This window comes from Microvirga sesbaniae (assembly GCF_025460805.1).
Lineage (GTDB): Bacteria > Pseudomonadota > Alphaproteobacteria > Rhizobiales > Beijerinckiaceae > Microvirga > Microvirga sesbaniae.
Window position 1 is genome coordinate 30,378 of sequence record NZ_JAMXFJ010000015.1, and the last position, 24,011, is coordinate 54,388.

Genomic DNA, 24,011 nt, shown 5'->3' on the forward strand with positions numbered 1-24,011 from the left:
TTGGCAGGGCGGACCGTCTCGAAGCGGTGACGGCCGGAACCGCCCGGCCTTCAAGTCGATCTCTTAGATGTTACTCTGTGTCGTATTTTGCGAGACTTTCGAAGATATTGTCCTCCTCGACCGTCGCGACCATCTGCCGATTGTAACAATCTCTTAGGATCATCTATTGAATATATTCTAATATGGTTTGTGCAGTGCCGAATGAAACGTCTGTTCTCAGAAGTCTATCTACACCTGATTGCAGGCGTCATCGCCCTGGGGATTCTCGGGATCTCGGCCCATACGCTGTGGGTGGATCGCCAGAACACGTGGGATGAGGCCGAGAGGGCCTCCCGGAACATCCTGACCACGATCGCCCATGATCTCGACGGCAATCTCGCCCTGCTCGATCTGTCTCTCAAAGGGGCCATGGAGGGGTTGGGATATCTCGGCTCCCAGCAGCTTCCTGCCGACCTTCAATACCGGATGCTCTTCGACCGCGCCGCCTCGGCGTCCTTCATGGGAACGCTGCTTCTCGTGGATCGGGACGGCAATCTCATCGCCGATGCCGGTCCGGTCATTGCCCCACGATCGCTCAACGTCGCGGATCGCGAGTACTTCATCGTCCACAAAGAGAACAGTCACATCGGCCTCTTCGTGAGCCGACCTTTCGAGAGCAGAATGCGCCCAGGCGATCTCAGCATCGGGATCAGCCGCAGGTTATCGGATCCGACGGGCCATTTCGCCGGCGTCGTCATGGGATCGATCCCGTTGGCGACCATCAATCAGATGTTCGACAACTTGAGCCTTGGCCGGCAGGGAGCCATCAACCTTTTTCGGAATGACGGCGTCCTGCTGACGCGCTATCCCTATGATGCCGGTCAGATCAATCAGGATCTGGGCAACTCCCCGCATGTCCAGCGTCTTCTGCAGGCAAAGTCCGGCACGTTCGACTCGATCTCGCCCATCGACGGCATCCGGCGCATCATCTCCTTCGAGCGGCTCACGAAATATCCGCTGGTTCTCACCGTGGCCCTCTCGGTCGACGAGATCTTCTCGGCCTGGCAGCGAAAAGCCCTCATTCTCAGCCTGGCGACGCTTGCTCTCTGCTGTGCGGTCGTCGGACTGACGATCCTGTTCCAGCGCGAGTTGAAGCGCCGTACGAGGGCGGAAACCAAGCTCAGGAGGATTGCGAGGACGGATGACCTGACGGGCCTGCCGAACCGTCGCGCCTTCCGTGAGACGTTCGAACGGGAATGGCGTCAGGCCGTCCGCGCAGGCTCGCCTCTGTCGCTGCTCTTCGTCGATGCCGATTATTTCAAGAGCTTCAACGATCGCTATGGCCATGGGAGGGGCGACGAGGTGCTCAGTGCAGTCGCCGGGACGCTCGAGGCCAGCATCCGCCGTCCTCGCGATATCGCGGCCCGTTATGGCGGCGAGGAGTTTGCCATCATCCTGCCCGAAACGGATCCCGCGGGCGCCGGGCTGATCGCCGAGACCATTCTTCAAAGCATCGTCGCCTTGAGCATCGCACACGAGGGCAGTCCCTATCAGGTGGTCACGGCCAGCATCGGGATTGCTTCGGCACGGCCCTCCCGCGGAAGCGAGCGAGCCGCCCTCCTCGAGGCCGCAGATCAGGCGCTCTACGAAGCCAAGGCGGCCGGCCGCAACTGCCTTCGGATCGCTGACGATGCCACACAATCGCGGCAAGAAGCCCGACCCCATGCCGTCGCCTGATCCGCGCCGTCCTTCAGGAAATCGTCAAGCCTGAGCGCAACATTCTTCTCCTCGCAATCCACAATTGCTGACGCGTGTGTTTGACACCTTCCGCAACGAGAACATACTAGGAACATCCTCAACGCGAAGCGGATTTGGCGCGGGACATGCATCATGCCGGGCAACAGGACAGGCTTGCCGATCTACGACATCGGATCGCCCGGCTCGAAGGCAGTTCCCAGAAGGTCAAACCCCTGCCCTTCGGTCTGGGCGAGATCGACGGACACCTGCCCGGGGGCGGGCTTGCCAGGGGGGCTCTGCACGAGATGATCGAGGCCGGTCTCGCCTCGGAATTCGCCGGCTGCACGACCCTCTTCACCGCCGGGATCGCCGCCCGCCTCAAGGGTCCCGTGCTCTGGTGCCTGTCCCGTCAGGACCTGTTCGCTCCTGGCCTCCTGCGCGCCGGCCTGCATCCGGACCGCGTGATCTATGCCGAGGCTGAGCGCGACCGGGACATCCTGCCTCTCATCGAGGAAGGCCTCCGGGAAAAGGGACTGGCGGCTGTCGTGGGCGAGGTCTCGCGCCTGGGACTGGCGGCCTCGCGGCGCCTGCAGCTGGCGGCGGAAGCCACGGGCGTCACCGCCCTGGTGATCCGACGCTGGTGGACCCTGGCCGAGAAGGATCTGGTCCATCTGCCGACGGCCGCCGTCACCCGCTGGCGCATCACCCCCGTCTCGTCCGAGGCGATGCCTGCCCCCGGCCTTGGCCGGGAGCGCTGGCAGATCGAACTCCTGCGCTGCCGTGGCGCCGAACCGCGTACCTGGATTTTGGAGGCCTGCGATGCGAAGGGTCGTCTCGCTCTACCTGCCGACCTGGCCGACCGATCGGATCAGGCGGCGGACCGGCGAGCCGCCGCGCGATGAGCCGCTCGTGACCGTTCATACGGTTGGATCACGCCGCGCCGTGCGTGCCGCCTGCGCGGCCGCGCAGGCGGCGGGTCTGCATGTCGGCATGGTGCTTGCCCAGGCTCAGGCCCTGGTGCCGAACCTGCACGTGGTCGAGGCGACGCCGGACGAGGATGAGGCTTCGCTGCGCGAGCTGGCACGCTGGGCCATCGGCTACTCCCCTGTGGTGGCGCCCGATCCTCCGGATGGGCTCTGGATCGATATTGCCGGCGTGGCGCATCTCTTCGGCGGCGAGGAGGAGTTGCTCGCGGATCTGACCAGCCGCCTGGGACGGCAGGGGATTGCCTCGAAGGCAGCCGTCGCCGATGCTCCGGGGGCGGCCTGGGCCGTGGCCCGCTACGGAAGCGGCGGGGTCGTGCCGACGGGCCGGACCGCGGACGCCGTTGCGACCTTGTCGATCCGTGCCCTGCGGATGGCGGCCGACAAACTCGGCGCCCTGCACCGGCTCGGCATCGAACGGATCGGTCAGCTGGCCGCCATGCCGAGAGCGCCTCTCGTCCGACGCTTCGGCCGCGATGTGGCGCTGCGTCTCGACCAAGCCATGGGCCACGCCTTCGAGCCGATCACGCCGCTCATCCCGAGGGAAGCGCCGACGGCAGCCATCGCCTTCGCGGAGCCGATCGGTCGGCTCGATGATCTCAAGAGCGTGGTGCTGCGCCTGGCCAAGGATCTGTGCCGGCAACTGGAGCGCCGCGGCGAAGGAGTGCGCCGCCTCGATCTTCTCTGCCAGCGCGTCGATCAGAAGAGCGCCTGCCTGCGGGTCGGCACCGCCAGAGCCAATCGGGATGCGGTTCATCTCGCCAGGCTCTTCGACGAGCGCCTGCAAGCGATCGATCCCGGTTTCGGCATCGAGGAGATCGTTCTCGTCGCAAGCAAGGTCGAGCCGCTGACGGAGACGCAGGTTCAGGTCCATGGCCTCAGCGATGAGGTTGCCATGGAGGCTGATATAGGCCCCCTCGTCGATCGTCTCGGCGCCCGCATCGGCATGAGAAAGGTCTACCGCCTCGCCCCCGTCCAGAGCCTCGTTCCCGAGCGCATGGCCCGCAGGATCCCGGCGCTCGCGCCGCCGACCGGCTCCATCTGGCCGGAGAACCTGCCGCGCCCCACGCGTCTGCTCGACCCGCCGGAGCCCGTCGTGGCGACCGCCCTGCTCCCGGATCACCCGCCGCGCTTCTTCATCTGGCGCAAGGTGAAGCACACGGTCGCCAAGGCCGACGGGCCCGAGCGCATCGCACCGGAATGGTGGAACGGCGACAAGGGTTCGGCCGCCCGGGATTACTATCGCGTCGAGACCATGCAGGGAGGCCGCTTCTGGATCTTCCGCGATGCGCCGACCGCCGAGGGCGGGCGCTGGTGGATGCACGGCTTCTTCTCATGACGGATGCCCTCTGCCCCCTCTATGCCGAGCTCCAGGTCACGACCCACTTCTCCTTTCTGCGCGGCGCCTCGAGTCCGCAGGAGCTGTTCGAGCAGGCAAAGCTCCTCGGCATCCGGGCGCTCGGCATCACCGACCGCAATTCCCTGGCCGGCATCGTTCGGGCTTACGAAGCGTCGCGGGACACGGGCGTTCGCCTCGTCGTCGGGAGCCGCCTCGACCTCACGGACGGCACATCGCTGCTCGTCTATCCGACCGACCGGGCTGCCTATTCCCGCCTCTGCCGGCTGCTCAGCATCGGCAAGAGCCGCGGCGGCAAGGGCAAGTGCTATCTCGTCTGGGACGACGTCGTCACCTGGAACCAGGGACTCGTCGCGATCCTGCTGGGCGATGAGGCGACGGAGGAGCTTGATCGGAACCTCGTCCGGCTCAAAGAGACCTTCGGCAACCGCGCCTATATGGCGCTGATCCGGCGCTTTGCGCCCAACGAGCACCTGCGGCTTCACGCGATCGAGCAAGCCGCGCAGGCCGCCAGGGTGCCGACCATCGCCATGGGGGACGTGCTTTATCATCATCCCGATCGCCGCCGCCTTCAGGATGTGGTCTCCTGCATCAGGGAAGGCACCACCATCGACGAGGCCGGCTTCCGGCTCGAGCGCCATGCCGACCGCTACCTCAAGGACCCAGTCGAGATGGAGCGCCTGTTCGAACGCCACGGGCAAGCCTTTCATCGTGTTCGGGAGATCCTCGAGCGCTGCACCTTCTCTCTCGACGAGCTGCGTTATCAGTATCCGTCCGAGACGGAGGACGGCGAGACCGCGCAGGAAAAGCTGGAGCGGCTGACCTGGGACGGTGCGAGGCATCGCTATCCCGACGGCATTCCCGATACGGTCGCAACGACCTGCCGCCACGAACTGCACCTCATCGAGGAGCTCGGATACGCTCCTTATTTCCTCACGGTCCACGCCATCGTGTCGTTCGCCCGGTCGCGGGGCATCCTGTGCCAGGGGCGCGGCTCGGCGGCGAACTCCGCCGTGTGCTTCGTGCTCGGGATCACGTCGATCAATCCCACCGAGCACGACCTGCTGTTCGAGCGCTTCGTCTCTCAGGAGCGGCGGGAGCCGCCTGACATCGACGTCGATTTCGAGCATGAGCGGCGCGAGGAGGTGATCCAGTGGATCTATGACACCTATGGCCGGCACCGCGCGGCGCTGACCGCCGTCGTCTCCTGCTACCGTGCCCGGGGCGCCGTGCGCGAGGTCGGCAAGGCTCTCGGCGTTCCCGAGGACGTGACGGCAGGATTGGCCGGCCTCGTCTGGGGCTGGGGCAACGATGGCGTGTCGGACAAGGAGGCCAGGGAGCTCAACCTCAACCTCGATGATCCGCGCCTGCGGATGACGCTGGAACTCGCCGCTGAGCTCATCGGCGCTCCGCGTCACCTCTCGCAGCATCCGGGCGGCTTCGTGCTCACCCATGACCGCCTCGACGACCTCGTGCCCATCGAACCGGCCGCCATGGAGAACCGGCAGGTCATCGAGTGGGACAAGAACGATATCGACACTCTGACGTTCATGAAGGTCGACGTGCTGGGTCTCGGCATGCTGGGCTGCATGCGCCGCGCCTTCGATCTCCTGCGCGAGCACAAGGGCGAGGATTACGACATCGCCACGATTCCGGCCGAGGATCCGGCCACATACGCCATGATCCGGCGCGCCGACACGATCGGCACCTTCCAGATCGAGAGCCGCGCCCAGATGGCGATGCTGCCGCGCATGAAGCCGAAGACTTTCTATGACATCGTCATTCAGGTGGCGATCGTCCGTCCTGGTCCGATCCAGGGCGACATGGTTCATCCTTATCTGCGCCGGCGCGAGAGGCGCGAGGAGGTCGAGTACCCGCGCCCGGAGCTCAGGCGCGTGCTGGAGAAGACGCTCGGCGTGCCGCTGTTCCAGGAGCAGGCCATGCGGGTGGCGATCGAATGCGCGGGATTCACGCCCTCCGAGGCCGATCAGCTCCGGCGCGCCATGGCGACCTTCAAGTTCACCGCAGGCGTCTCCAGGTTCCGCGACAAGCTGATCCAGGGCATGACCGCCCGCGGCTACGACGCGGCCTTCGCCGAACGGACCTTCAAGCAGCTCGAAGGCTTCGGCTCCTATGGCTTTCCGGAGAGTCACGCGGCGAGCTTCGCCAAGATCGCCTACGCCTCGTCCTGGATCAAGTGTCACCATCCCGACGTGTTCTGCTGTGCCATCCTGAACGCGCAGCCGATGGGCTTCTATGCCCCGGCCCAGCTGGTCCGGGACGCGCAGGCCCACGGCATCGAGGTCCGGCCCGTCGACATCAACCATTCGCGCTGGGACTGTGCCCTGGAAGCAACGGCCGACCCACGGCGCTTCGCCGTCCGGCTCGGGTTCCGCATGGTCCATGGTCTTGCCAATGCGGACGCAGCCCTGATCCCGATCGTCCGCACCGGGCAGCCGTTCACGTCCATCGAAGATCTGTCGCGGCGCACCGGTCTTCCGGTCGCATCCCTCACCCGTCTGGCGGAGGCTGATGCCTACGGTTCCCTCGGAATCAGGCGCCGCGACGCCCTTTGGACCATCGAGGGGTTGTCGGACGCGGTGCTGCCACTGTTTGCGGCTGCCGACGAGCGGGAGCGCACGATCCGACCCGAGGTGATCGAACCCGAGGTCGAACTCGCCCCGATGACCGAAGGTCGCGAAGTGGTCGACGATTACCGCTCGAAAGGGCTGACGCTGCGCCGGCATCCTGTCTCCTTCCTGAGGCCGGAGCTGACCGAACGCCGGATCCGTTCATGCGGGGATCTTCACCATGCCCGGGACGGGCAGCGGATGACGGTGGCAGGTCTGGTGCTGGTGCGCCAGAAGCCGGGCTCCGCCAAGGGCGTGACCTTCATGACCATCGAGGATGAAACCGACGTCGCCAATCTGGTGATCTGGTCCAGGGTATTCGAGACGCACCGGCGGCTGATCCTGTCGTCGGGCATGATCGGCTGCCGCGGGCGGCTTCAACGAGAGGGCGGCGTCACCCATCTGATCGCCGAGCATCTCATCGATCTGTCCGATCTCCTGCGCTCTGTGGGTGATCGGGACGAGCCCTTCCGGATGAGGCATGGGGCCGGCGACGAGGCGAAGTCCGGCTCGCGCGAGATGTTGCGGATGAGTGCCCAGGAGCCCCCCGAACGATCGACGACCGACATGGCGCAGGCGCCCGTGATCAGAGTTGCAACCCGGGACTTTCGCTGAATGGGCCTCAGCATCGCCCGAGGGACCGTCCCGGGCCGCTCGCGCATCGTGCGGGATGGGAGCATCGGACAATCGGGATGGCCGGCCATGACGACGAGGGTGGTGCGAGCCGGGTCTTTCATCCTCCACGTCATCACCGGGCTTGTCCCGGTGATCCCGCTTCTGAGAGGCGCCGCGCTTCAAGCAATCGGGATGGCCGGGACAAGCCCGGCCATGACGTGGGGAGGGTGTTCGCACCGGGCCACACACACACCACGTCATCACCGGGCTCGTCCCGGTGATCCCGATGATGAGAGGCGCCGCGCCCCAAAAGATCGGGATGGCCGGGACAAGCCCGGCCATGACGTGGGAGGATGGCGGGAAGGGTGGAGGTTGCCATGACGTGGGAAAGATCACGCCACAGCGATGGTCACCCTCCACGTCATCACCGGCCTCGTGCCGGTGATCCCGCTTCTGAGAGGCGCCGCGCTTCAAGCAATCGGGTTCACCGGGACAACCCCGGCCATGACGTTGGGAAGGTGTCAATACGGGGCGTGTCCCGGTGAACCCGATCGAAAGACCGCAGAGCGCATCGTCCGGACGATGCGACGCTTCAAAGTGTGAGCAACGGAATCGATCCCAAAAGCGGTGTCCCCTCTTCACGTCCGAGGCTCTAGCGCGGGCCTGCCTTCATGGATCTGCGCTCGGCTTCGTCGAGTCTTTCAATCAGAGCGATCAGATGGCGCGGATGCGCTTCTGCAAGGGTTTCCGCATAGAGGTTCTTGAGCAAGAGCCCGACCATCGCCGCAGTGTGACTCGGCGGCAGCTCGAGGGTATTGGGGAGCCGAAGCCCCCGGATCTGCTCATCGTCAACCAACATCGCCAGGCTCCGCGTGCCTCGCCTTCCCCTTGCCCATCGTTGAGCCAACCCTCTCGGAGGAATCCGGTTTCACCGCAAGAGTTGATTCTCAGTCGTCGGACTTGCCGGCAACCTTCCGAAGCGCCGCATTGATGCGATCCTGCCAACCGGGGCCGTCCTCCTGGAAGAATGCAAGCACGTCCTGGTCGATGCGAAGGGTGACCGTCTCCTTGACGCCGGGAATGGCAGCAGCCTTCGGCGGCCCCTCGACCGGCTTCGTGGTGGCCTTCTTGAAGGCGGCTTCGGCCGCCTTCAACGGATCGCCGGAGCGCCGGCCCCCTGTGGATCTCGTCATTGCTTCCCTCCTGAACCTGCCCTGCCCCGCACGCGTTCCGCCATCGTCATGCTTGGGCCCGTCGGAATGCGGGCGCCCCCTGTCACCAGAAGTACGAAACGCTGTAGGCAAGGATGCCCGCCACGACGAGGATGGCCGCGGTTTTCCAATGTTTCTGTATATGCTGGTGCAGGGTCATCCTCTGTCCCACCTCGCCCTTCGCGGAACGCGCCTGGAATGCGCAGGCGCGAACGTCGCCTGCGCGGCTGTCGGCAATCGGGCGCATGGCCCGTCAGCCTGCGTCGATCCTATGCCGGATCGAGGGAAATGAACAGTTGGAGGCACACAGGGGACGATGGTCCACGCTCGACCTGCGGGAACCGGCCGGATCTGCCGTGCGAGCCCCACGTTCAGGCCGGATCAGGGCCCTGTGGCCTTTCGTGCTTCGGCGATGCGCGTCCAGCGCAAACCACGCCGAAACTCCGACGAGGCAGATTCAACGATGGCCGGGGAACCTGATTCCCGCTGATCGACCCTGAAGAATGTCCCGCCTGATGGGCGGGCCCTTTCCGCCAGGATCTTTGGCCCGCCTCTCATGGGTTAGGAGTTGCGATCGTCCGTGCCCGTCCGGTTGCCGCCGGCGCCGCGCTCGTCCTCGACGTCGACCTCGGTGCGGCGCACCGTGTCGGAGATCGTCTCCGTGCGCTGCTCGGCTTCCTTGCGGACGACAACCTCCTCGACCACGCGGGCTTCCTTCGAGACCACCGCCTCTTCGCGACGCTCTTCAACCTCGATGGTGCGCTCCTGGAATGGGTCGCCGCCGATCGTACCGGCCTGCGCCGCGCCCGAGACCGGGCGCCGCTCCACCTCCACGTGCTCCTCGCGCAGGTTCACCTGCTCGCTGACCGGACGCTCGACCACGTAAGAGCGGATTCGAACACGCCCGTGGCTCACGTCACGCCGGCCGACATGCAGCTGCTCCTCGGCAATCGGGATCACCTCGTCGCCGCGCGCAGTGCGCTGCGAGTCCGTGTTCATCGAGGCTGCGCCCCCGGAGCCTTCGAAGCCTTCGAAGCGTGCGGACGTCCCGGACGCGGTCGAGGCGCCTGTGGTCAGGTTGGCCGTGCTCCCGGACAGCACGTCCGAGGTTCCGACATCCGATGCTCCCGCCCATCCTTCGGAACGCCAGGAATCAGCGCGCTCATCGATGTCGATCGTGCCTTCATCATCGAGGATGTCGATCACGCGCTCGTAATCGGCATCGGCGGCGTTGACCGAAACGAGGTAGCCGCCGCGGCGCAGGCCCTCGGCGTAGGTGTGGCGATCCTCGTCGGGCAGGAACAGGTCGCGCAACGAATCCCACAGGCCGACGCTGGCCTCCGGGAACGACGGCGTGTCCGTGCCGCGGGACGTATCGGCGTCCTCGTCGCCCGGGGTCAGGCGGATGCTGTCCTGTGCAATCCCGGCGGCATGAAGACGGCTGATCGCCTGTTCGGCATCGCCACGGCTGTCGAAGAAGGCCGTCACGAGCTTTCGGGTTGCAGATCCGGTTGCGGCTCCAGAGTTCATCGGGATGTCTCCTCCTGGGGGGTGGGTGCATCGGGAGCAAGCCGCTCCACGACGGCGCGCTGCTTGCGCAAGCTGACTGGCACCTCGACCGTTTCGGTTTCGGCACTGCGCCGGATGTGCAACTCCTCCTTGAGCACCAGCCGCTTCTCGACCACGAGCACCTCCTCCAGCACCGGCACGATCGTCACATCGCCTTCGGTTCTGATCTCGGGAGCGCTCTCGACCATCCTGTCGATGGGGACGCGCGTGACCTCCACGACTTCCCGGCGCATGTCCGCATGCGCCAGTTCCTCGACGGTGTCCGTGATCGTTTTGACCTGCACACGCCCGGTCACGACCTGACGTTTGCCGACCGAAACGGTCTCCTCGACGATCGGGATGGCTTCTTCGGATACGGCCTGGGTGCCGGCCTCGAGGGACGCCTCGAGCCTGGCGTGGTGCTGCTCGTCGTCCGGGCGCCGAAAGATGGGTGTAGTTGGATCGCTCATGGCCGTTCTCAAGTGAACGGAAGCCAACGGGCGCTTGCCATGAGAGTTCCCTGAACGTGAGAGTTCCCTGAACGTGAGAGCTCCCTGAACCTGGGCGTTCCCTGAGACTGCGGGCGCGATCGCCCCTATGCTTCCAGACACGACAGGGCCGATCCGTTCAGACCGGAACGGAGCTGCGGCCGCCCGGATCGAGGGGACGGACAGGCCTTCTTGTCAATGACCGGTCATCGCATGCGGAGCGGCCACCGGCTTCGACTCGGGCGAGCCGCGCTCGCGCAGATAGATCCCGAGCAGCAGCAATACGCCGATCGACAGGAACTCGCTCTGCCAGTTCTGGAAGCTCTCGTACCAGAACTGCGGATCTCCCAAGGTCTCCAGCACCGTCTGCGTCGGCTGGTGGTGCTGAAGCGCCTCCTCGTTGATCCGGCGCGTGCTCCCCGCCAGATGCAGCCAGAAGGACGCAAGAAAGAGCGTGATCAGCGCGATGCTGAGCGAGTGCGAGTAGAGCTTCAGCACCAAGCCGCCCCGGTGGACAGGCCACGGTGCGTCCGGATCGGCGCGATGCGCCGACGGCGACTCGTCCTCGGCATTGGCCTCGTCCGGCTTCTTGGACTCCGAGGCGCCCTTCTGAAAAAGGAAGATGGTGAGCAGCACGTAAGCCGCCATCTGGAGGAACTCGCTCTCCCAGTTCTCGAAGACGGCCGAGATGAAGTGGCCGCTGGCCAGATAGGAGCCGAAACCGATGGCCGGCAGGTTGTGGAGGCGCAGTTCCTCCCCATGGGCCCGCCATCCGGTGAGGGCCTGACCGATCAGGGACAGGACGAACAGGGCCAACAATGTGATCGTCAGCCCATTGTCACGCAGGAACCTCCGCATACGCCAACCTCACGGAAACACGAACTGCTACGGTTGGATAACTCGGAACGGGAATGTTGGTTTCGTTCCCGTCGCGGAGGCGGCAAGGCGCCCCGGTGACGCGCGTGGCCATCGTCGGGAGGCAAGAGGAGCGTTGAGATCGGCGGCACTCTGCCTTAGAGCTGCTTCCACTCACGTGGAATCATCTCTCTTCTTTGCCTCGCCGCATTTTTTGACGGTGAACCGGATCCACTTCACCGAAAAATGCTCTAGATTCCAGCCCGAGGCCGATCCAGCCTCCGTTCCTACCGTCGCTAGAGCCCTGGCGAAGCCTGATTCTGGCCCGTCCACGAGCCGGACCTAACTTCCGCACAGGATACCGATGCACGATACGACGTCACTCCGCCCTGCCCCCGTCGATCGCGAATTCCTGTCCTCCGGAGGGGAGATGGGAGCCCGGATGCGGGCGCACGACTGGACGACCTCTCCCCTGGGGCCGCCCGAAGCCTGGCCGCAATCCCTGCGCACCCTGGTGCGCCTGATGCTCAATGCCAAGCAGGCGATGTTCATCGCCTGGGGCCCCGAACTCGCCTTCCTGTACAACGACGACTATGCCCCGATCTTCGGCGCCAAGCATCCTGAGGCTCTGGGGCGCCCTTTTGCGGAGGTCTGGTCGGATATCTGGGGGCAGATCAAGCCGCTCGTCGATCAGACTCTCGCGGGACAGGCGAGCTGGCATGAGGATCTCCTCATCCCCATGGAGCGGCACGGCTATCGGGAGGAGGCTTGGTTCAGCTTCTCCTATTCTCCCGTTCATGACGAGAGCGGGGCCGTGGCCGGCATGTTCTGTGCGGCCATCGAGACGACCGGGAAGATCCTCAATCAGCGCGCCCTGCGCGAGAGCGAGGAGCGCGCGACGGGCGTGCTCAATGGAATGGACGAAGCCTTCATCCTGCTCGACCGCGAGTTCCGCATTCTTCAGATCAACACGGCGGGACTGCGGCTGGACACCCGGCCGGAGACCGAGATCATCGGGCGCCGTCATTGGGAGGTCTGGCCGGGTACGGAGGAAACGCCGCTCGGCCAGTTCTACAAGCAGGCGATGGCCGGCCGGGTGCCGATGCGGACGGAGAACCGCTATGTCTGGCCCGACGGCCGGGAAGCCTGGACCGAGATCCGGGCCTATCCGGGCCCAGACGGCCTGGCTGTGTTCTACCGGGATATCACCGAGCGGAAGATCGCCGAAGATCGGCTCCACGAGGCGGAGGACCATTACCGCCACACGGTCGAGCTTAATCCGCAGGTCACCTGGACGGCCGCTCCGAACGGGCAGCTCGACCGTGTGGCCCAGCGTTGGCAGGACTGGACCGGCACGTCCGGGCTCGGGGAGACCTGGACCCAGGCCATGCACCCGGAGGATCTGGAGCCGTCCCTGAAGGCATGGACCCACTCCACATCCACCGGGGAGACCTACGACATCGAGCACCGCGCCCGCATGCGCTCGGGCGAATACCGCTGGATGCATTCCCGCGCATTCCCGCGACGGGGCCCGTCCGGAGACATCGTCAAGTGGTACGGGACCACGGAGGATATTCATGAGCGCAGGGCCGCCCGGGAGGCCCTCCAGGAAGAGACGCGCTCCCTGGAGATCCTGAACACCGCCCTCGCGGCGGTCGCGTCGGAGCTTGATCTCGACCGGCTGGTCCAGCGGGTGACCGATGCGGGCGTCGAGCTCACGGGAGCGCAATTCGGCGCCTTCTTCTACAACGTCGAGAACGCGGCAGGCGAGAGCTACATGCTCTATACGATCTCCGGCGTTCCGCGCGAGGCGTTCGCCAAGTTCCCCATGCCGCGCAACACCAAGGTGTTCGCTCCGACGTTCGGCGGGGACCGCATCGTCCGCTCGGACGACATCACGCGCGATCCGGCCTACGGTCACACCGAGCCGCATCGCGGCATGCCGCCGGGCCATCTGCCCGTCCGCAGCTATCTGGCCGTCCCCGTGGCGTCCCGTTCGGGCGAGGTGATCGGCGGGCTGTTCTTCGGACACGCACAGACCGGTGTCTTCGATCAGCGCTCCGAGCGCCTGATGGCAGGGCTTGCCGCAGGAGCCGCGGTGGCGATCGACAACGCTCGCCTGTTCCAGAACGCTCAACGCGAGATCGAGGAGCGGCGGCGTGCCGAGGAGGCCTTGCGGCGCCTAAACGAGACCCTGGAGGCCCAGGTCGAGGAACGGACCCGCGAACGCGACCAGATCTGGCAGCTCAGCACCGACCTGATGGATGTATGCCGTTCGGACGGAACCCTGCTCGCCGTCAATCCGGCCTGGACCACGATGCTCGGCTGGACCGAGGAGGAGCTCCTGGCGAGCAACTTCCTCGGCCTCATCCATCCCGACGACATCGAGAGCACCCTCGCGGAACTCGCCCATCTGGAACAGGGGATTCAGACGTTCCGGTTCGAAAACCGCTTCAGGACCAAGGGCGGCGGCTATCGCCTGGTCTCCTGGACCGCCGTGCCCAAGGAGGGACTGTTCTACGCGATCGGTCGCGACATCACGGCGGAGCGGGAAGCCGCGGAGGCATTGCGCCAAACCGAAGAGGCGCTGCGGCAGTCGCAGAAGATGGAAGCGGTGGGCCAGCTCACGGGCGGCATCGCTCACGACTTCAACAATCTTCTGACCGGAATCGTCGGCTCCCTCGACATGCTGCGCACGCGGGTCTCCCAGGGCAGGCTCGACACGGTCGATCGGTACATCACGGCCGCGACCACGTCGGCCAACCGGGCGGCGGCGCTCACCCACCGCCTGCTGGCCTTCGCACGCCGCCAGCCGCTCGATCCCAGGCCGGTGCAGGCGAATGCGCTGGTTGCCTCCCTCGAGGACCTGTTCCGGCGCACGGTTGGCGAAACGGTGACCCTCGAGGTGGTGCTCGCCGGCGGGTTGTGGCCGACGCTCTGCGACCCGAACCAGCTCGAGAGCGCACTTCTCAACCTCGTCATCAACGCCCGCGACGCCATGCCGGACGGAGGCCGGCTCACGGTCGAGACCTGCAACGCGCACCTCGACGACACCTACATCGCCGCGCAGCGGGACGTGAAGCCGGGCCAGTATGTCTGCATCTGCGTGACCGACACGGGCACCGGCATGCCGCCCGACGTGATCGAGCGTGCGTTCGAACCGTTCTTCACGACAAAGCCGTTGGGTCAGGGCACCGGACTCGGATTATCGATGGTGTATGGGTTCGCGCGCCAGTCGGAGGGCCATGCCCGGATCTACAGCGAGATTGGCCAGGGCACCACGATCAAGATCTACCTGCCGCGCTACAGAGGCGAGACGCAAGCCGAGATCGAAGCCTCGACCCTCGCCGAGGCGCCGCGGGCGCAATCCGGCGAGACCGTTCTGGTGGTGGAGGACGAGCCGGTGGTGCGTGGCCTCATCCTGGAGGTGCTGGAGGATCTCGGCTACCGCACCCTCGAGGCGGTGGACGGACCGGAGGGGCTCAAGATCCTTCAATCCAAGCGGCACATCGACCTTCTCGTCACGGATGTCGGTCTTCCCGGGCTGAACGGCCGCCAACTGGCGGATGCCGCCCGGGAAACGCGCCCGAACCTCAAGACGCTTTTCATCACGGGCTATGCGGAGAACGCCACTCTGGCCGCGGGCTTCCTCGAGCCGGGGATGCAGATGATCACCAAGCCGTTCGCGGTGGATGCCCTCGCGCAGAAGATCCGGTCGATGATCGAGGATGAGTGACGCCCGTGGCCATCGAATCCGACCGGATCGGGAGGGCGTCAGATGTCATTCGAGACGAGAAGCTTCTTGAGCAGACGGACCAGCGTTTCGGGATGAACGGGCTTCCCGATGAACAGCGCCCCTTCGGGCAGTTCGCCCGACTTGGGGGCGGCCCGCCCGGAGACGACCAGAACGCCGATTTCGTGCCGGCTCGCCCGCACGTGTCGGGCCAGCTCGAAACCGTTGATGCTGCCGCGCGGCATTTCCACGTCCGTCACCATCCCGTGGATGCCCGAGACGGCCCTCAGAACCTGGAGCGCCTCATCCGCATGGACGGCTTCGATCACCTTGAAGCCTGCATCTTCCAGCACGTCGACGAGCGTCATCCGGACGAGCGCCTCATCTTCAACCACCAGAATGATGGGGCGAGTATCATGTTTCGGTCCAGCCATGCCCGACGAAAGAGGAAACAACGGTCTTTGTTCCGAATGCCAAGATCTCGATCGACCCCCACCCGAGCTGCTTCCCCTCGCGTGGAATCATCGAAGTGAGATGATTCCACGCGAGGGGAATTGGCCGAGCCGCATTGTGTGACGGTGAATCGGATCCATTTCGCCGAAAATGCTCGAGTCTCCGGCTTCGCGCCGGCGATGCCCCGGCACGGGAGAGCCGCGTCCCTCTCCCCGTCATCACCGAGCTTGTCCCGGTGATCCCGATGCGAGAAGCGCCGCGCTCTTCCGTATCGGGATGGCCGGCACAAGGCCGGCCATGACGTGGGTGGGTAGCAGGAAGGGCGGAGGATGCCATGACGTGGAGAGGGTGTTGTCACCGGCTTCGACCAACACTCCCCCCGTCATCTCCCGCTCATACCACCCTCCACGTCATCACCGGGCTTGTCCCGGTGATCCCGATTATTTGAGGCGCCGAGCCTCACCGCATCGGGATGGCCGGGACAAGCCCGGCCATGAAGAAGTCGCGCATCCGCTCCATGAGTTCGGGCTGGCAGACATCCTTGAACGAGCCGAACTTCATGTGCTTTTGGGCCCGTGAGGCTTCGTCCATGTCGAGGCTCGAACCCGGATGCCAGCGCGCCAGCATTTCTTTCGATCCAGCCGTGAAGCGGTGCATGATCAGCGCGACGGTGAGGTCCGCCCGGGGCACGCTGCCGAGAGACTCGGCCCCTCACTCCGCCGCAACCGGCATGGCCTGCTCGTCGCCTTCTTCATCGGGCTCGCTCCAGAGGGACAGATGCCCTCTCTCGGTCCACAGGACCGCCACGAGGCATGCCGCGCCGAGGCAGAGATAGCCCAGGCTGAGAGGCACGACCGTGCCGTTGAAGGAGCGTCCGATGACGAACCCGAACAGAGCCCCGACCAGCGTGGTGTAGGAGCCGATGAAGGATGACGCCGTGCCCGCGATGGCCGCCAGGGGGGCCATCGCGATGGAATTGAAGTTCGGCACGGTGAGGCTGTACAGGAACTGGTTGAAAGCGAAGATCGCCGCGAACAGAAGCAGGGGCGGCCGGCCGCCGTAGAGGAGCGCCACGCCAAGCTGCACGGCCGCAACGAGCGTGAAGCCGCACAGGCCGATATGCGACAGGCGGCGCATCCCTAAGCGCCGCACCAGCGTCGCGTTCGTGAACGAGGCGGCTCCCATGAAGGCCGCGATGCACCCGAAGACCAGAGGGAAGAGCGCTCCAAGCCCGTAGACCTCCGTCTCGAAGATCTGCTGCGCGGACCCGATATACGCCATGAGACAGCCCATCATGAGGGCGACGCCCGTCGCATAGCCGATGCTGACCCGCGTGGAGACCGTGACTTTCACCGCGGACACGATCTGGCCGACGGAGAAGGGCCGGCGGTATTCCGGATGGAGGGTTTCCGGCATGCGGATGAAGAACCAGGCCGCCACCAGCACGGCAAAGCCGAGGATGGTCCCGAAGATCATGCGCCACGTGCCCAGGAGCAGGAGAAGGCTGCCCGATGCGGGCGCCAGCATCGGCACGATGATGAAGACCATCATGGTGATCGACAGAACGCGCGCCATCTCGCGGCCCGCGAAGCGGTCCCGGATGATCGCCACCGTCAGCACGCGCGTGGCGGCCAGGCCGGCTCCCTGAACGGCACGTCCGATCAGCAGCATGGCGAAGCTTGGGGCTGTCGCAGCGATGAAGCCGCCCAGGAGGTAGACGGCCAGCCCGATCATCAGCGTGGGCCGCCGCCCGATCGCGTCCGAGACGGGACCATAGACCGTCTGCATGACGGCGAAGGGCACCATGTAGGCCGTGATCAGCATCTGGAGATCGTTGGGATCGGGGATCCCGAAATCGGACTGGATCGGCCCGAAGGCGGGAAGCAGGTTGTCGATGGACAGAGACCCGAGGCTCATCACGAGCGCAATGAGGAGAACGAACTCGTGCAGGGACGGGAATCGGGCGTGGCCGCTCTGGGCTGGGCCGCCGGCAAACGGAGACATTGCAAAACTTTCCGCGACAGGGGTCTCTGCCGCATGGGGGCATCCATCATGCGAAATGCATGGAAGCGCAGGTCCCGGGCATGGGACGAGGGTTGAGAATGGAAGGAAAGATCTAACCTGGAAGCGGCGGGCAGACCCGCTGAACCTGCATTCGAGGGCGTTTCGGCATCCGGTTCGCCTCGCGGAGTCGTTTGGTTACCGGCTATCAACCACGAGAGCGGGTGAGGGTTTCATCAGGAATGCGAACGCGGCCGGATCAGCCTTGTCCCGGTTGTCGCGGCGAGAGCTCGAAATGGGAGCGGTCCATGTCCTTGAAGCTGTGGAAGTGGCCGCCCCAGCGGATCGGCACGCCCAGCGCCGCGGCGGCCCTTTTGACGGCTTCTGCGATCCGGGTCTGGACACCGGGATCGAAATAGACGCGACCCTCCGGGTCGAGGGGCCACAGGTCGACCGCGTCGCCGGTGCGGTGCGGGCTGCCCTGGGTTCTCGACCAGCCCCAGGCCACCGCCTTGCGCTGCAGCTCGGCGTCGCGCCGGCCCGAGCCGATCACGAAGGGCAGCCCGGGATGATCGGCCTGCGCCTTGAGGATGACCCTGGCCAGGGCCGGGTTGAGGGCCCGAACATTGGCCTCGTGCTGTCCGACCGGGTCCGGGTTCCAGGCCCGGAACATTGCCAGCTGGTCACGGCCGCGGTCGTCTCTCGCCGGGATCCTCGCATAGACCCCGCCCGGCCCGAGGAGCGGGTCGAGATTGGCGCCGGGCGGCCGTTCGGTCCCGCCCCCGAGCCTGACCTGAGCCCGGGCGTCCGGGCCGGCGCTCACGAGCAGGAGGATGAGGAATCCGGCGGAGAGGGAGTGGACCTGTCGAAGCATCGTCGCCTGATGGGTTGCAGCCCCATCTTGCCAAAGAATGGCGACGCTCGTCGACTCCTCGACGGCAGCCGCCGGGCCCGCCCCGGCACCGGAGATCACGGCAACGGGTGACGGCCAGGTTCGACCGGCCAAGTTCCACCGGCCCTGTGATCGAAGGCCTGCCTCGCCCTCGGGCTTGGAGCATTTTTCGGCGAAGTGGCTCCGGTTCGCCGTCAAAAATGCGGCACGGCCAAGACGAGAGGTGATTCCACGCCCGTGGAAACAGCTCTAGCCCGGGACGAAGGCTGCCAGCTCGTCGGGCGTTCCCTTCGGAAAGGCTTCCTTTAGGTAGTCGAGGAAGGCGGACACGCGAGGACTCAGGAGCCGCCGCGACGGATAGAGCGTCCACAGGGCGATGTCTGCCCCCTCCACGGCGCCCCATTGCACCAGCGTTCCGGCGGCCAGATCGTGGCTGACAAGGGACACGGGCAGGCGTCCGACGCCAACGCCGGCCCGCACGGCATCGCGGACCATGACGAGGGACGAGAGGCGAAGGACCGGATCGACCGCGAGGCGTGATCGTCCGGACGGCGTCATGAGGCTCCAGGCCGCAACCCGGTCGCCGGTGCCCCGGACGATCGCCGGAACGGCGAGATCGCCCGCCGGCCGAGAGAGGTTCGGGCTTGCGACCACGACCAGCCGGTCGCGCAGGAAGATCCGTCCGACCAGGGTTTCGTCCGGGTCCGGATTGACCCGGATGACCAGGTCGTAGCCTTCCTCCACCATGTCGACGGGCCGGTCCTCCGTCGTGATCTCGAGCCGGACCTCGGGATATTTCAGCGCGAAGCCGGCCGCCAGCCGTCCCATCGCGGTCTGCGAGAAGAGCAGCGGCGCGCTGATGCGCAACCTGCCCCGCGGCGTGTCCCCGCCCGAGGCGATCGCCGCGGCCGTCTCGTCGAGTTCGGTGAGCAGCGCGCCCGTCCGCTCGAAGAGCGCCCGCCCCTCCTGGGTGAGCTTCAGCGCCCGTGCGCCGCGCTCGAACAGGCGCAGGTTGAGGCTGCCCTCCAGGTCCGCGACCCGGCGGGACAGGGTCGCCTTCGGGCGTCCCGCCGCGCGCGCCGCGCGCCCGAACCCTCCGTAGCGGGCCACGAGATTGAAATCGGAAAGAGCCAGCAGGTCCATGAACGTTCCACCAGTGAGACGGAGCGTCCAGATATAGCGGCTATCGGGGCGAATGTGGATCACTCATTGTCGGGATGTCGTCACGACCGATCCACGCTGACCCCTCACGAGAAGGAACCTCATCATGATCTATTCGACCGCCACCGTCCCGGTGAATCCTGAAGGCGAGACCACGCTGATCCGGGCCCAGGTCTGGGCCGGCCTGGAGCTCAAGGCCCGCGATGCCCGCCTGTTCCTTCCGCCCGGCCTCTGCACCCGCTGCGACGTGGTCGAGGAAAGCGCGACCCATTTCGTCCGCGAAGCCACGATCGGCGGTGCCGACCTGCGGGAGATCGTCACCCTCGAACCGGAGAGCAAGGTCACGTTCTTCCAGGCCGCCGGGCCGCGCGAGGGCGCCATCGTCAACGAGCTGTTCGAAGACCCGGACGGCACGCTCCAGCTCCGCTTCTACTGTTATCTGGGCCTGCGCGGCAAAGAGCCGAACGGCCCGGAGGAGCAGGCCGAACAGGCGCAGTTCGACGGCGAGACGGGCTACAAGGCCGCCCTCATGTCCACGCTCAAGCGCACCCGCGAGTTGCTCGCGGAAGGCCGTCTCTGACCACCGTGATCACCGTCAGCCCGGGGCCGCCTCCTCCGAGGCGCCCCGCCCTCCGAGGTCGCGACCATGCAGGATTCGAGAGCCGACGCCAAACATCTTGCAACGTCGAAGCTTTCGATCTCAGACAGCAAAAAGCCCGCTAAGCTCTTGCTTTCGCGGGCTTTTTTGATGGTAGCGGAGGAGGGATTTGAACCCCCGACACAAGGATTATGATTCCTCTGCTCTGACCAACTGAGCTACTCCGCCCCAGGAAGCGGGGCGGACCCCGCGTCAGGCAAGCGCGATATAGGGAAGGTTGCCCCCCGGTGTCAAGAAAGACGCGCGGCCGAGCCGCGGATTTGTGAAACGCGCGCTCTCGAGGAATGAGGCGCCGGCGAATGAGGCACCGGCCGGCCGATCCATCAGCCTTTCGGCTTCATGCGCCAGAGCTGGAATCCCTCGGAGGAAATCGCCTGCTCGATGGCCTTTCGCGAGAACTTGTGCGGCGGAGCCTCGCGGGAAGCGAGCGTGCCCGTCAGGCCCCAGGGGGCGTATTTGGCGGGAAGCTTGCTGCCTGCCTCGTCGCCCGCAAACGCGTGCAGGTCGTCCTTGGCCTGGGAGGTGAACATGAAGAGACGCATGGGAGTGGCTTTCGTAATAAGCGGAGGGCAGCCCCTCCTTAGATAGGGCCCGCCCCCCGAAAGTCACCCGGCCGGTCCGGCGCCGATGCCCCTGCGCGCTCAGGCGGAGTGCACGCGACGCCCCGCCTGCCGCACCGGACGGTCAGGCCCGCTTCCTGATCCTCATCAGCTTGAAGAAGCCGCCCGGGAACAGGCTCCTGAGCTCCACGACTTCCATGCGGCCGGTCCCGCGGGCCCAGTCCTCGACCCGGGACGCCTTGAAGGCCGAGCTCCAGCCGATGGCCTTGGCCACGGGTGAGGCCAGTTCCTCCAGGGCGGCGATCGGGCCGGAGGGCTGGCCCCAGTGGTTGGCGAGGACGATCTCGCCCCCGGGCTTCAGCACGCGCATGAACTCGTCGAGCGCCGTCTCGGGCTCGGGCACCAGGGTGATGATGAACTGCGCCGTGACGGCATCGAAGGTCTCGTCGGGAAAGCTCAGGCGGGTGACGTCCATCACCTGCAGGCTTTTCACATGGCCGAGCCCCCTCCTCTCGACCTTGTCCTGGGCCCGGCGCAGCATGTCCTCGGACAGATCGACCCCGTAGACCTCCGCATGCCTCGGATAGTACCCGAGGGACAGCCCCGTGCCGACGCCGGCCTCGAGAACCTTGGGCCCGCAGGCGACGGCGGCGTTCACGGCCGCCCGGGCGGCCGGTTCGGTCAGCTTGTCGTAGACGAGGTCATAGATCGGAGCCCAACGCGCATAGGCCTTGCGCATCAGGACCGTGGTCGCTCCATCCGTCATAAACTATCCCTAGGTAAGCACCTCAGGCCGCGGCGGGGGCGGCCTCGGCGATGGTCCGAGCAATGGTGCCCCCGCCAAGCACACGTGCCCGCGGAGCATCGCTCTCATAGATGACACAAGCTTGACCGGGAGACACCCCGTCTTCCGCCGATAACAGCTCGACCGTAGTGCCGGTTCCTGTGGATCTCAAGGTGGCCGGGCGCGGCTCGCGGGTGGAGCGGACGCGCACCGCCACCTCCATGCCCGTCTCGCCCAGGGATTCGAGGGGAACGTCCCCGAGCCAGTTCACGTCCGTCACGCGGATCAGGCGGGTGGCCAGGGCCTCCCGGGGCCCCACGACGACGCGGGCCTCCTTGGCCTCGAGGCGCACCACATAGAGCGGCTCGCCCACGGAGAGCCCGAGCCCCTTCCGCTGCCCCACGGTGTAATGGATGATGCCGTCGTGCCGGCCCAGCACCCGGCCGTCCACATGGACGATCTCGCCGCCCTGCACGGCGCCCGGCTTGAGGCGCTCGATCACGTCGCTGTAGCGCCCCTGGGTGACGAAGCAGATGTCCTGGCTGTCCGCCTTCTCGGCCACGGTGAGGCCGAACTCGCGGGCGAGTTCCCGGGTTTTCTCCTTGGGCAGCTCGCCCAGGGGGAAGCGGAGCAGATCCAGCTGCGCCGGCGTGGTGGCATAGAGGAAATAGCTCTGGTCCCGGTCCGGATCGGCCGCCCGGTGGAGGGCGCGGCGCCCGTCCGGCAGGGCGCGGCTCGCCACGTAATGGCCCGTGGCCAGCACGTCGGCTCCCAGCTCCCGGGCGGTCTCCAGGAGGTCGCGGAACTTGATCGAGCGGTTGCACTCGACGCAGGGGATCGGCGTCTCGCCGGCGAGATAGCTCTGGGTGAAGCGGTCGATCACCGCCTCCCGGAAGCGCGCCTCGTAGTCGAGCACGTAATGGGGAATGCCGATGGCTTCGGCCACCCGGCGGGCATCGTAGATGTCCTGGCCGGCGCAGCAGGCGCCCTTCCGGTGGGCGGCGGCGCCATGGTCGTACAACTGGAGCGTGATGCCGATGACGTCGTAGCCCTGGCGCTTGAGCAGGGCCGCGACGACCGACGAGTCCACGCCGCCCGACATCGCAACCACGACGCGGGTCTTCGAGGGATCGGTGGGGAGGTCGAGTGAATTGAGCATCTTTCCATCCAGAGGCGCCGTTCAAGGCGGCGCACGGGAGGGGCCAAGGCCCCTCTATAGCGCATCGTGCGGAAAAGTGGACCCGGTTTTCCGCTCGAACGATGCGCCAGCCAAGAGTGGAGCATCGGATCGATCCCAAAAGTGGACCCACTTTTGGGTCCGATGCTCTCGCGCATCGTGCGGAAAAGTGGACCCGGTTTTCGCTGACGCGGCCCTTCGGATACGGGCAGGCGATGCGCTGGCCTGGAAGACGGCCCTCATTCTGGAAGGGCCCGACCGTTCCCGGATCCGGTGCCCTGGCCACAATTCTTAAAGGGAAAGTGCCCCGCAATAAGCCAACGTTAACGTTTATGGCTAAGCTTAGGCATTCTCGTAACCGCCTGATGGGCTTAGGGAAACATTAAGTCCCCTCGCGTAGGTTCGAGCCTGTCAAAGGTCGTTGAATTTTTGTGTGAGCGTATCATGACCGAACCCCACCGCCCAAGGGTCAAGTATGTCATTGGGCCCGACGGCAGTCCCCTGACGATTGCCGACCTTCCCCCGTCCAGCACCCGCCGCTGGGTCATCCGCCGCAAAGCCGAGGTTGTCGCCGCCGTCCGCGGCGGCCTGCTCAGCCTCGAGGAGGCCTGCCAGCGCTACACGCTGACCACCGAGGAATTCCTGAGCTGGCAGATGTCCATCGATCAGCATGGCCTGGCCGGCCTGCGCACCACCCGGATCCAGCAATACCGGCAATAGGCGCCGCGACGGTCGGCACGAAGCGGGCGCTGGTCATCCGACCGGCGCCTTTTTGTCGTCGGGAAGCGCGGCCGTTAAGATGTTCCTAACCATACGATGAGCATAAACTCCTGAATCACTTCCCTTAAGGCAGGCTCCTCATCGTGCTTGGCATTCCGGATCCGTTGGACCAGCAAGGCTCATCCCGGGCCCCTATGGGGCCGCCCCCTTCCGCCGATGGGGAGCAGACCATCGACGCGCTCAGGCGCATCCTGGTCGGGCGCACCATCGCGGATGTCGAGCGCCATCTGATCCTCGATACCCTGGCCTCTTGCTTCGGCAACAGGACGCACGCCGCGCGGATCCTCGGCATCTCGATCCGCACCCTGCGCAACAAGCTGAACGAATACATGGAAGCCGGCATTGCCGTGCCGGAGCCGGGCCAGAAGCCGGCCGCCGCCTGATAGCCGATGCTCAAGCCTTTGAGCGG

21 protein-coding genes, 1 tRNA gene and 1 pseudogene are annotated in these 24,011 nt (G+C 65.9%); 8 read left to right on the forward strand and 15 right to left on the reverse strand.

From position 1 onward, the window contains the following. Positions 1-201: 201 nt before the first annotated feature. The 4 genes from OCW50_RS19560 to OCW50_RS19575 all read left to right on the forward strand — a co-directional run bounded on the left by OCW50_RS19560 (position 202) and on the right by OCW50_RS19575 (position 7,301). The gene (locus OCW50_RS19560) at positions 202-1,716 is read left to right on the forward strand and encodes a sensor domain-containing diguanylate cyclase (RefSeq protein ID WP_262298633.1); all 1,515 of its coding nucleotides are present in this window, start codon (positions 202-204) and stop codon (positions 1,714-1,716) included. A gap of 146 nt (positions 1,717-1,862) precedes the next feature. After that, on the forward strand, positions 1,863-2,618 hold the full coding sequence (locus OCW50_RS19565; RefSeq protein WP_262298634.1) for an ImuA family protein: 756 nt from the start codon (positions 1,863-1,865) through the stop codon (positions 2,616-2,618). Then, the gene (locus OCW50_RS19570) at positions 2,536-4,038 is read left to right on the forward strand and encodes a Y-family DNA polymerase (protein WP_262298635.1); all 1,503 of its coding nucleotides are present in this window, start codon (positions 2,536-2,538) and stop codon (positions 4,036-4,038) included. The genes OCW50_RS19565 and OCW50_RS19570 overlap by 83 nt, the downstream gene beginning before the upstream one ends. Continuing rightward, complete coding sequence (locus tag OCW50_RS19575) at positions 4,035-7,301, forward strand: error-prone DNA polymerase (RefSeq protein WP_262298718.1); 3,267 nt, start codon at positions 4,035-4,037, stop codon at positions 7,299-7,301. The genes OCW50_RS19570 and OCW50_RS19575 overlap by 4 nt, the downstream gene beginning before the upstream one ends. Positions 7,302-7,953: 652 nt before the next feature. Here OCW50_RS19575 and OCW50_RS19580 read toward each other — a convergent pair. The 6 genes from OCW50_RS19580 to OCW50_RS19605 form a co-directional block, all read right to left on the reverse strand. Continuing rightward, on the reverse strand, positions 7,954-8,160 hold the full coding sequence (locus OCW50_RS19580; protein WP_262269819.1) for a hypothetical protein: 207 nt from the start codon (positions 8,158-8,160) through the stop codon (positions 7,954-7,956). A gap of 88 nt (positions 8,161-8,248) precedes the next feature. Further along, the gene (locus tag OCW50_RS19585) at positions 8,249-8,494 is read right to left on the reverse strand and encodes a BrnA antitoxin family protein (protein WP_262298636.1); all 246 of its coding nucleotides are present in this window, start codon (positions 8,492-8,494) and stop codon (positions 8,249-8,251) included. 82 nt (positions 8,495-8,576) lie between these two features. Further along, positions 8,577-8,759, reverse strand: coding sequence for a hypothetical protein (locus tag OCW50_RS19590; RefSeq protein ID WP_262298637.1), 183 nt, complete (start codon positions 8,757-8,759; stop codon positions 8,577-8,579). A gap of 314 nt (positions 8,760-9,073) precedes the next feature. Further along, entirely contained in the window at positions 9,074-10,042 is a 969-nt protein-coding gene (locus tag OCW50_RS19595; RefSeq protein WP_262298638.1) for a YsnF/AvaK domain-containing protein, read from the reverse strand. Beyond that, positions 10,039-10,530, reverse strand: coding sequence for a YsnF/AvaK domain-containing protein (locus OCW50_RS19600; RefSeq protein ID WP_262269816.1), 492 nt, complete (start codon positions 10,528-10,530; stop codon positions 10,039-10,041). Before OCW50_RS19600 ends, OCW50_RS19595 begins: the two co-directional genes overlap by 4 nt. A 213-nt stretch (positions 10,531-10,743) precedes the next feature. Beyond that, positions 10,744-11,406, reverse strand: a complete 663-nt coding sequence (locus tag OCW50_RS19605) for a DUF6766 family protein (protein ID WP_262298639.1) — start codon at positions 11,404-11,406, stop codon at positions 10,744-10,746. A 361-nt stretch (positions 11,407-11,767) separates the two neighbouring features. On the opposite strand from OCW50_RS19605, the gene OCW50_RS19610 reads away from it, so the two are divergent. Then, the gene (locus tag OCW50_RS19610) at positions 11,768-15,139 is read left to right on the forward strand and encodes a PAS domain S-box protein (protein WP_262298640.1); all 3,372 of its coding nucleotides are present in this window, start codon (positions 11,768-11,770) and stop codon (positions 15,137-15,139) included. A gap of 38 nt (positions 15,140-15,177) precedes the next feature. On the opposite strand, the gene OCW50_RS19615 is transcribed toward OCW50_RS19610, so the two are convergent. From OCW50_RS19615 to OCW50_RS19635, 5 genes are all read right to left on the reverse strand, one after another. Next, positions 15,178-15,570, reverse strand: a complete 393-nt coding sequence (locus OCW50_RS19615) for a response regulator (RefSeq protein ID WP_262298641.1) — start codon at positions 15,568-15,570, stop codon at positions 15,178-15,180. A gap of 478 nt (positions 15,571-16,048) precedes the next feature. After that, positions 16,049-16,279 (reverse strand): spore photoproduct lyase family protein, encoded by a 231-nt coding sequence (locus OCW50_RS19620; RefSeq protein WP_262298642.1) that lies wholly within the window; start codon positions 16,277-16,279, stop codon positions 16,049-16,051. A gap of 21 nt (positions 16,280-16,300) precedes the next feature. After that, complete coding sequence (locus tag OCW50_RS19625; protein ID WP_262298643.1) at positions 16,301-17,593, reverse strand: multidrug effflux MFS transporter; 1,293 nt, start codon at positions 17,591-17,593, stop codon at positions 16,301-16,303. A gap of 256 nt (positions 17,594-17,849) precedes the next feature. Then, complete coding sequence (locus OCW50_RS19630) at positions 17,850-18,464, reverse strand: M15 family metallopeptidase (protein ID WP_262298644.1); 615 nt, start codon at positions 18,462-18,464, stop codon at positions 17,850-17,852. Between the two features lie 267 nt (positions 18,465-18,731). Then, positions 18,732-19,625: a LysR family transcriptional regulator gene (locus OCW50_RS19635; protein WP_262298645.1), complete on the reverse strand. Its 894-nt coding sequence runs from the start codon at positions 19,623-19,625 to the stop codon at positions 18,732-18,734. Between the two features lie 124 nt (positions 19,626-19,749). On the opposite strand from OCW50_RS19635, the gene OCW50_RS19640 reads away from it, so the two are divergent. After that, positions 19,750-20,223, forward strand: coding sequence for an SRPBCC family protein (locus OCW50_RS19640; protein WP_262298646.1), 474 nt, complete (start codon positions 19,750-19,752; stop codon positions 20,221-20,223). Between the two features lie 169 nt (positions 20,224-20,392). Here OCW50_RS19640 and OCW50_RS19645 read toward each other — a convergent pair. The 4 genes from OCW50_RS19645 to mnmA form a co-directional block, all read right to left on the reverse strand. Then, a tRNA-Met gene (locus OCW50_RS19645) sits at positions 20,393-20,469 on the reverse strand. 155 nt (positions 20,470-20,624) lie between these two features. After that, positions 20,625-20,843, reverse strand: a complete 219-nt coding sequence (locus OCW50_RS19650; RefSeq protein ID WP_173946356.1) for a hypothetical protein — start codon at positions 20,841-20,843, stop codon at positions 20,625-20,627. A 142-nt stretch (positions 20,844-20,985) separates the two neighbouring features. Next, on the reverse strand, positions 20,986-21,627 hold the full coding sequence (locus OCW50_RS19655) for a class I SAM-dependent methyltransferase (protein WP_262298647.1): 642 nt from the start codon (positions 21,625-21,627) through the stop codon (positions 20,986-20,988). Between the two features lie 22 nt (positions 21,628-21,649). Beyond that, positions 21,650-22,804, reverse strand: coding sequence for a tRNA 2-thiouridine(34) synthase MnmA (mnmA, locus tag OCW50_RS19660; RefSeq protein WP_262269808.1), 1,155 nt, complete (start codon positions 22,802-22,804; stop codon positions 21,650-21,652). A gap of 462 nt (positions 22,805-23,266) precedes the next feature. Between mnmA and sciP the strand changes: the two genes are divergently transcribed. Further along, positions 23,267-23,542 (forward strand): CtrA inhibitor SciP, encoded by a 276-nt coding sequence (gene sciP, locus OCW50_RS19665; RefSeq protein WP_009763782.1) that lies wholly within the window; start codon positions 23,267-23,269, stop codon positions 23,540-23,542. 164 nt (positions 23,543-23,706) lie between these two features. After that, a pseudogene (locus OCW50_RS19670) lies at positions 23,707-23,985 on the forward strand (helix-turn-helix domain-containing protein); the annotation flags it as partial. Positions 23,986-24,011 lie beyond the last annotated feature (26 nt).

Excerpts from the sequence above, each read along its gene's own strand:
- OCW50_RS19560 (WP_262298633.1), top strand. The coding sequence starts at position 202 with ATGAAACGTCTGTTCTCAGAAGTCTATCTACACCTGATTGCAGGCGTC.
- OCW50_RS19565 (WP_262298634.1), top strand. The coding sequence starts at position 1,863 with ATGCATCATGCCGGGCAACAGGACAGGCTTGCCGATCTACGACATCGG.
- OCW50_RS19570 (WP_262298635.1), top strand. The coding sequence starts at position 2,536 with ATGCGAAGGGTCGTCTCGCTCTACCTGCCGACCTGGCCGACCGATCGG.
- OCW50_RS19575 (WP_262298718.1), top strand. The coding sequence starts at position 4,035 with ATGACGGATGCCCTCTGCCCCCTCTATGCCGAGCTCCAGGTCACGACC.
- OCW50_RS19580 (WP_262269819.1), bottom strand. The coding sequence starts at position 8,160 with ATGTTGGTTGACGATGAGCAGATCCGGGGGCTTCGGCTCCCCAATACC.
- OCW50_RS19585 (WP_262298636.1), bottom strand. The coding sequence starts at position 8,494 with ATGACGAGATCCACAGGGGGCCGGCGCTCCGGCGATCCGTTGAAGGCG.
- OCW50_RS19590 (WP_262298637.1), bottom strand. The coding sequence starts at position 8,759 with ATGCGCCCGATTGCCGACAGCCGCGCAGGCGACGTTCGCGCCTGCGCA.
- OCW50_RS19595 (WP_262298638.1), bottom strand. The coding sequence starts at position 10,042 with ATGAACTCTGGAGCCGCAACCGGATCTGCAACCCGAAAGCTCGTGACG.
- OCW50_RS19600 (WP_262269816.1), bottom strand. The coding sequence starts at position 10,530 with ATGAGCGATCCAACTACACCCATCTTTCGGCGCCCGGACGACGAGCAG.
- OCW50_RS19605 (WP_262298639.1), bottom strand. The coding sequence starts at position 11,406 with ATGCGGAGGTTCCTGCGTGACAATGGGCTGACGATCACATTGTTGGCC.
- OCW50_RS19610 (WP_262298640.1), top strand. The coding sequence starts at position 11,768 with ATGCACGATACGACGTCACTCCGCCCTGCCCCCGTCGATCGCGAATTC.
- OCW50_RS19615 (WP_262298641.1), bottom strand. The coding sequence starts at position 15,570 with ATGGCTGGACCGAAACATGATACTCGCCCCATCATTCTGGTGGTTGAA.
- OCW50_RS19625 (WP_262298643.1), bottom strand. The coding sequence starts at position 17,593 with ATGTCTCCGTTTGCCGGCGGCCCAGCCCAGAGCGGCCACGCCCGATTC.
- OCW50_RS19630 (WP_262298644.1), bottom strand. The coding sequence starts at position 18,464 with ATGCTTCGACAGGTCCACTCCCTCTCCGCCGGATTCCTCATCCTCCTG.
- OCW50_RS19635 (WP_262298645.1), bottom strand. The coding sequence starts at position 19,625 with ATGGACCTGCTGGCTCTTTCCGATTTCAATCTCGTGGCCCGCTACGGA.
- OCW50_RS19640 (WP_262298646.1), top strand. The coding sequence starts at position 19,750 with ATGATCTATTCGACCGCCACCGTCCCGGTGAATCCTGAAGGCGAGACC.
- OCW50_RS19650 (WP_173946356.1), bottom strand. The coding sequence starts at position 20,843 with ATGCGTCTCTTCATGTTCACCTCCCAGGCCAAGGACGACCTGCACGCG.
- OCW50_RS19655 (WP_262298647.1), bottom strand. The coding sequence starts at position 21,627 with ATGACGGATGGAGCGACCACGGTCCTGATGCGCAAGGCCTATGCGCGT.
- mnmA (WP_262269808.1), bottom strand. The coding sequence starts at position 22,804 with ATGCTCAATTCACTCGACCTCCCCACCGATCCCTCGAAGACCCGCGTC.
- sciP (WP_009763782.1), top strand. The coding sequence starts at position 23,267 with ATGACCGAACCCCACCGCCCAAGGGTCAAGTATGTCATTGGGCCCGAC.